The following is a 6,247-nucleotide window of genomic DNA, read 5'->3' as shown; positions in this document are numbered from 1 at the left end:
AGGAAACGATTGTGCGCGCCCTCGCCAATATCCAGTCGTTTCAGCCCGGCACCAACATGCCCGCATGGCTGTTCACGATTTTGCGCAACCTGTTCCGGTCGGAATACCGCAAACGCCGCCGTGAAATCGAAGATGCGGACGGCTCGATGGCGGAGACCTTGAAGTCGCATCCCGATCAGATCGGCCGCGTCGAATTTCAGGAATTCAGGCAGGCGCTCGCCCAACTGCCTGCAGAGCAGCGCGAAGCCCTGATCCTGGTCGGCGCCTCCGGCTTTTCGTATGAGGAGGCCGCCGACATCTGCGAATGCGCGGTCGGCACCATCAAAAGCCGTGTCAACCGGGCCCGCAGCCGGCTGGCCAAGCTTCTCAATGTCGACAGCATCGATGAATTTGGACCGGACCACGCGACGCGTGCGGTCCTGATGCGGCACGAAAGCTGACATTGTTCGACAAGCGGGCGCTTTCCAACATGGTGCGCCGGCGCTGCCGAGGTCCGCGAGCGCTTCTGACCGCAAAGCCTAATTTGGCTGGACCAGACGGGGGCCTACGGCCCTCGTTCATTTCTGACAGACGGGACAATGAAACGTGGAGCGGCCGTTTTGCACAATCCGCCGCACCGTACCGGTGCAGCCGCGCCCGGGGCACGGCTCGCCCTCGCGGTCATAGACGCGGAACGTATGCTGAAAATAGCCGATTTCGCCCGACGTTTGGCGATGATCCCGAAGCGATGAGCCACCGGCCGAGATCGCATCATTGAGTACGGCGCGGATGGCATCGACCAGCGCCACGGTGCGCGCCACCGGATGTCCTTTGCGGTCGGCGAGCGTGGACGCCTTGCGCTTTGGCGCGAGATGGGCGCGATGCAGCGCCTCGCAGACATAGATATTGCCCAGTCCGGCGACCACGCGTTGATCGAGCAGCGCGGCCTTAAGGCTGGTTTGCTTGCCTGCACAGGCTGATGCCAGCAACGCAGCATCGAACGCATTGCCAAGCGGTTCCGGTCCAAGCGCGCGTAACAGCGGCTCCTCGCCGAGGCGCTCGCGGGGTACGAGCTTCATACAGCCGAACCGGCGCGGATCGTTGAAAACCGCGATCCCCCCATTCGACATGTGGAATACGACGTGATCGTGCGCGACCGCCTTTGACCGTTCGTGATGAAACGCACCGGGGATACCGTCCGCGCCAGCCTGGACCACCCGAAACGAACCCGACATGCCAAGATGCATCAGTAGCACCTCGCCGGACGACAAATCGGCCAGCAGATATTTCGCCCGCCGGCCAAGCCCGGTGACGGTGTGACCCTCGAGCCGTTTCACGAAGTCGTTCGGCAAGGGCCAGCGCAGATCGCGACGGCGCGCCTCGACCCGCACGAAGCGGGCGCCCTCAAGTACCGGGGCGAGGCCGCGCCGGACAGTTTCGACTTCGGGCAGTTCGGGCATGGCCGGCTCAGTCTTTGGTGGCGCCGATCTCGCCGAACCGGATGCGGTTGCCGAACGGATCGGTCACGGTCATCTCCGCCTCGGCCCAGTCCCGGCTTTCCACGGCGGGACGCAGGAACCGGTAGTTCCTCGCGCTCAGTTCGGCATGATACTCCCGCACCCCATGCATGCGCACATAAGCGGTCGATCCGGGGCAGGCATCGCCATGATGCTCGCTCAAATGCAGCACCAGCGCCCCGCGAGACACCTGCATATAGACCGGGAAATCGGGTTCGAACCGGTGCTCCCAGTCGAGGTTGAACGCAAGGAAGTCGAGATAGAACTCTTGCGCCTTCTCAACCGAGAAAATGCGGAAAATCGGTATGGCGGGATTGAAGGCGATGCTCATGGACGGATACGGCAGGTCTCGTTAACGAGGGCGTCGTGGTTATGTAGCGCGGCCGGGCGGGCTGGGCTATCGTCCCGCCCGGCCAGCCCAAAGACGCAAGGAAAATGACGGAAAACTCCTCAAATGAGGCCGATTTCGGCTTCCGCCGTGTCCCGCTCGACGAGAAGCAGGGTCTGGTGGATGACGTCTTCCACTCAGTCGCGCGCCGCTACGATCTGATGAATGACCTGATGTCGGGCGGGCTGCACCGGGCCTGGAAAAGTGCGCTCGTAACGGCGGTTAATCCGCCGAAGGGCGACCGCGACTTCCGGTTGCTGGATGTCGCCGGCGGCACCGGCGACATCGCATTCCGGGTGGTCGACGCCGGCGGCTCGGGCACCCACGCCACCATCGTCGACATCAACGCCGAGATGCTGGCGGTGGGCCGCGAACGCGCGGAGAAGCGCGGTCTCGACTATGCGGTGACCTTCATCGAGGGCAATGCCGAGACGCTGCCGCTGCCGGATCGAAGCTTCGATGCCTATACGATCGCCTTCGGCATCCGCAATGTGCCGCGCATTGAACGTGCCTTGCGTGAGGCCTACAGGGTGCTGCGTCCCGGCGGGCATTTCCTGTGCCTGGAATTTTCCTCGGTCGACGTTCCCGCGCTTGAAACGCTCTACGACTTCTATTCCTTCAATGTGATCCCCGCGCTCGGACGTGCGGTCGCGGGCGACGCGCAATCGTATCGTTATCTTGTGGAATCGATCCGCAGATTCCCGAAGCCGGACGCCTTCGCCGCAATGATCCGCGACGCCGGTTTCGCGCGCGTCTCTTTCACGCGCATGACCGGCGGCGTCGTCGCGCTGCATTCCGGCTGGCGGCTCTGACCTTGACCGGGCGCGCACGGCCGTAAACATGATTTCAGCCCTCACCAATTCGATGCGGCTCATGCGCGCGGGCTTTGTTTTCGCACGCGAAGGCGTGTTCAGTCAGGTCGATCCGGCCCTCGTGCCGCTGCCTGGGCGTGTCGCCTTGCGGTTCGCAAAGCTGATCGAGCGTCCCGGCAAGGACAGCCAGGCCGGGCGGCTGGCGGCGGCGCTGACCCGGCTTGGCCCGACCTATGTCAAGCTCGGGCAATTTCTGGCGACCCGGCCTGACGTGGTGGGCGTCGCGATCGCGCGCGACCTCGAAAGCCTGCAGGACCGCATGCCGGCTTTCCCGCAGGACCAGGCGGTCGCGATCGTCGAACAGTCCTTCGGACAGCCGGTCGACAAGGTCTTCGCAAGCTTCGGACCATCGGTGGCCGCAGCTTCGATTGCCCAAGTGCATCGGGCGGAGATCATGACGGCGGACGGCCCGCGCCAGCTCGCGGTCAAGGTGTTGCGGCCGGGAATTGAGCGGCGCTTCGCAAGCGATCAGGACGCATTCGCATTCGCCGCGCGCAACGCCGAGGCGCTCTCCGCTGAAGCGCGCAGGCTGCGGCTGATCGAGACGGTGGCCACCTTGCGGCGCTCGATTGCGCTCGAAATGGACCTTCGTCTCGAAGCCGCGGCGTTGTCGGAGATGGCCGAGAATACCAAGGACGATCCCGGATTCCGCGTCCCGGCGGTCGACTGGGACCGCACGACCAAAGACGTGCTCACGCTGGAATGGATCGACGGCACCCATCTGTCGAACCACGCTGCGCTCGAAGCCAGGGGCTTCGATTTGAAAGAGCTGGCCCGTATCGTGATCCAGAGCTTTCTGCGCCACGCCCTGCGCGACGGCTTCTTTCACGCCGACATGCATCCCGGCAACCTGTTCGTCGACGATGAAGGGCGGCTGGTCGCGGTGGATTTCGGCATCATGGGCCGGCTTGGCCCGAAGGAGCGGCGCTTTCTCGCCGAAATCCTGTACGGTTTCATCACGCGCAACTATCATCGCGTCGCCGAGGTGCATTTCGAAGCGGGCTATGTGCCTTCGCATCACTCGGTGGAGGATTTCGCACAGGCAATCCGCGCCATCGGCGAGCCGATCCACAAGCGCGCCGCCGACGAAATCTCGATGGCGAAGCTGCTGACTCTGCTGTTCGAGGTTACCGGCCTGTTCGACATGCGGACGCGGCCGGAATTGCTGCTGCTGCAGAAGACCATGGTGGTGGTCGAGGGCGTTGCGCGATCGCTTGATCCAAAGCTCGACATGTGGTCGACGGCCGAGCCGGTGGTCCGCGACTGGATCGAACGCAATCTCGGTCCCGCGGGGCGCATTGCCGGCGCGGCCGAGGGTGCGGCGGAACTCGGCCGCTTCGCTGCCCAGGTACCCGGGCTCCTTTCGCGCGCCGGCGTCCTGATGGAGCAGCTGGACGCCGCCACCCGCAACGGCATCGTGCTGGCGCCTGAAACCGTTGCAGACATTGGCCGCGCCGAGGCGCGACGCGGCCGCGCCACGGCGCTGGCGCTTTGGGTCATTGCCGCCCTGCTCGCTTACATTGTCTATCTGCTCAAGTAATGGACCCCGCTGTTAACCATGATACCTTGGCCAGCCAGTACCGGTTCGTTGTCGGGTGGCGCGATGTGTTAACGAGTGCGTCAGGTTCGAGATCATGACCGGCAAGCGCATTCTTCTCGTCATCGGCGGCGGCATCGCCGCCTACAAATCGCTCGACCTGATCCGGCGGCTGCGCGAGCGCGGAGCGAGGGTCCGCTGCATCCTGACCAAAGCCGGCCATGCGTTCGTCACACCGCTCTCGGTCGGTGCGCTGTGCGGCGAGCGTGCCTTCACCGATCTGTTCGATCCGCAAAGCGAATTCGACGTGGGACATATCCGGTTGGCGCGCGACACAGATCTCGTCATCGTTGCCCCCGCCACCGCCGACCTGATCGCGAAAATGGCCGGCGGCCATGCCGACGATCTGGCGTCCGCCGTTCTGCTTGCGACCGAAAAGATTGTCCTTATTGCGCCGGCGATGAATCCGGCCATGTGGGCGCACGCCGCAACCCGCCGCAATGTCGCACAGCTCGAGGCCGACGGCGTCCGGATGGTCGGGCCCAATACTGGCGAAATGGCTGAGAGCGGCGAAGCCGGCACCGGACGCATGGCGGAGCCGCTCGAGATCGCCGACGCCGCGCTGCGCATTCTCAATGCGTCATCGGCGGACCCGGAAAAACCGCTCGCGGGAAAGCGCGTGCTGGTCACCTCCGGCCCCACCCATGAACCGATTGATCCGGTCCGCTACATCGCCAACAGGTCGTCGGGAAAGCAGGGTCACGCCATCGCCGCGGCTGCAGCGCAAGCGGGAGCGGATGTGGTTCTGGTGTCCGGCCCGGTGCATTTGCCCGACCCCGCTGCGGTCAAGACAGTTCACGTGACAACCGCGCACGAAATGATGTCCGCGGTGAAGCAAAATCTCCCGGCCGATGTTGCGATCTTCGCAGCCGCCGTGGCTGATTGGGGCATCGGGGAGCCCGGCACCCAGAAGATCAAGAAAGCGACATCCGGCGCTCCCGCGCTCACCCTGACCGAGAATCCGGATATTCTCGCAACCGTGGCCAAGCTCAAGAGCGGGCGGCCGCGGCTTGTGATTGGCTTCGCCGCCGAGACCGAAAAGGTGATCGATCACGCCAAGGAAAAACTCAAGCGTAAGGGCTGTGACTGGATCGTGGCCAATGACGTCTCGCCGGCAAGCGGCGTGATGGGAGGCGATCACAACACTGTCCACCTTGTAGCCGCCGGCGGCGTGGAGTCCTGGCCGCCCCAGTCCAAAGACGACGTCGCCCGCAGCCTGATCGCCCGGGTGGCGGACGCGCTCAAAGAGAGCCGGACGTGACAGATATCGAAATTGAGGTCGTGCAGCTCCCGCACGGCGCAGGTCTGCCGCTCCCCAGCTATCAAACGGCCGGAGCGGCCGGTCTCGACCTGCTGGCCGCGATTCCCGATAACCAACCGCTGCATCTCGCGCCCGGTGCCTATGCCATGGTCCCGACCGGCATCGCGCTGGCCCTGCCCACCGGCACCGAAGGCCAAGTCCGCCCACGCTCAGGGCTTGCCGCAAAATTTGGGGTTACGGTGCTGAACGCGCCGGGCACGATCGATTCGGATTATCGTGGGGAGGTGAACGTCGTCCTCATCAACCACGGCAAACAGCTTTTCTCGATTGATCGCGGTATGCGTATTGCGCAGCTTGTCATTGCGCCTGTCGCAACGATTGGCCTGCGGATCGTTCAACACCTCGATGAAACGGCCCGGGGAGCCGGCGGATTCGGTTCGACGGGCGCGAAAAGTGTCAATTCAGCGTCGAAAGGGTAGACACAATCATGTAATTTACTACCGTTATGCATCATAAACACACAAACGGTGAGTAAATTGGAATGCCGCTGATGTCGCGAAAAGGCATCCTGGCCATCGCAGCGGTCATCGACGTCGCGCTCAACTCGGATACCCGCCCGGTCTCTGCCAAAGC

The 6,247-nt window shown here is 63.9% G+C and carries 7 protein-coding genes; 5 read left to right on the top strand and 2 right to left on the bottom strand.

The genetic code is table 11. The annotated features are described in order from the left end of the window. A partial coding sequence (locus ACK41X_RS22155) for a sigma-70 family RNA polymerase sigma factor (protein WP_409728071.1) occupies positions 1–440 on the top strand: 440 nt, incomplete at its 5' end. A 117-nt stretch (positions 441–557) separates the two neighbouring features. On the opposite strand, the gene mutM is transcribed toward ACK41X_RS22155, so the two are convergent. Continuing rightward, the gene (gene mutM / locus ACK41X_RS22150) at positions 558–1,439 is read right to left on the bottom strand and encodes a bifunctional DNA-formamidopyrimidine glycosylase/DNA-(apurinic or apyrimidinic site) lyase (RefSeq protein ID WP_409728068.1); all 882 of its coding nucleotides are present in this window, start codon (positions 1,437–1,439) and stop codon (positions 558–560) included. Positions 1,440–1,446: 7 nt separating this feature from the next. Further along, positions 1,447–1,827 (bottom strand): glyoxalase superfamily protein, encoded by a 381-nt coding sequence (locus ACK41X_RS22145; RefSeq protein WP_409728066.1) that lies wholly within the window; start codon positions 1,825–1,827, stop codon positions 1,447–1,449. Positions 1,828–1,931: 104 nt separating this feature from the next. Here ACK41X_RS22145 and ubiE point away from each other — a divergent pair, with 104 nt between their 5' ends. The 4 genes from ubiE (at position 1,932) to dut (ending at position 6,093) form a co-directional block, all read left to right on the top strand. Then, positions 1,932–2,696 carry a bifunctional demethylmenaquinone methyltransferase/2-methoxy-6-polyprenyl-1,4-benzoquinol methylase UbiE gene (gene ubiE, locus ACK41X_RS22140; RefSeq protein WP_409728063.1) on the top strand — a complete coding sequence of 255 codons (765 nt, stop codon included), beginning with the start codon at positions 1,932–1,934 and terminating at the stop codon, positions 2,694–2,696. Between the two features lie 28 nt (positions 2,697–2,724). After that, complete coding sequence (ubiB, locus tag ACK41X_RS22135; protein WP_409728060.1) at positions 2,725–4,296, top strand: 2-polyprenylphenol 6-hydroxylase; 1,572 nt, start codon at positions 2,725–2,727, stop codon at positions 4,294–4,296. Between the two features lie 94 nt (positions 4,297–4,390). Then, positions 4,391–5,614 (top strand): bifunctional phosphopantothenoylcysteine decarboxylase/phosphopantothenate--cysteine ligase CoaBC, encoded by a 1,224-nt coding sequence (coaBC, locus tag ACK41X_RS22130; RefSeq protein WP_409728057.1) that lies wholly within the window; start codon positions 4,391–4,393, stop codon positions 5,612–5,614. After that, positions 5,611–6,093, top strand: a complete 483-nt coding sequence (dut, locus tag ACK41X_RS22125) for a dUTP diphosphatase (RefSeq protein WP_409728054.1) — start codon at positions 5,611–5,613, stop codon at positions 6,091–6,093. The genes coaBC and dut overlap by 4 nt, the downstream gene beginning before the upstream one ends. Positions 6,094–6,247 lie beyond the last annotated feature (154 nt).

The organism is Pseudorhodoplanes sp. (assembly GCF_046289595.1).
Classification (GTDB): Bacteria; Pseudomonadota; Alphaproteobacteria; order Rhizobiales; family Xanthobacteraceae; genus Pseudorhodoplanes.
This window is presented reverse-complemented; position numbering and strand designations above follow the sequence as displayed.

What these genes read in the sequence shown, in the direction of transcription:
- ACK41X_RS22145 (WP_409728066.1), bottom strand. Translation starts at nt 1,827, where the DNA reads ATGAGCATCGCCTTCAATCCCGCCATACCGATTTTCCGCATTTTCTCG.
- ubiE (WP_409728063.1), top strand. Translation starts at nt 1,932, where the DNA reads ATGACGGAAAACTCCTCAAATGAGGCCGATTTCGGCTTCCGCCGTGTC.
- ubiB (WP_409728060.1), top strand. Translation starts at nt 2,725, where the DNA reads ATGATTTCAGCCCTCACCAATTCGATGCGGCTCATGCGCGCGGGCTTT.
- coaBC (WP_409728057.1), top strand. Translation starts at nt 4,391, where the DNA reads ATGACCGGCAAGCGCATTCTTCTCGTCATCGGCGGCGGCATCGCCGCC.
- mutM (WP_409728068.1), bottom strand. Translation starts at nt 1,439, where the DNA reads ATGCCCGAACTGCCCGAAGTCGAAACTGTCCGGCGCGGCCTCGCCCCG.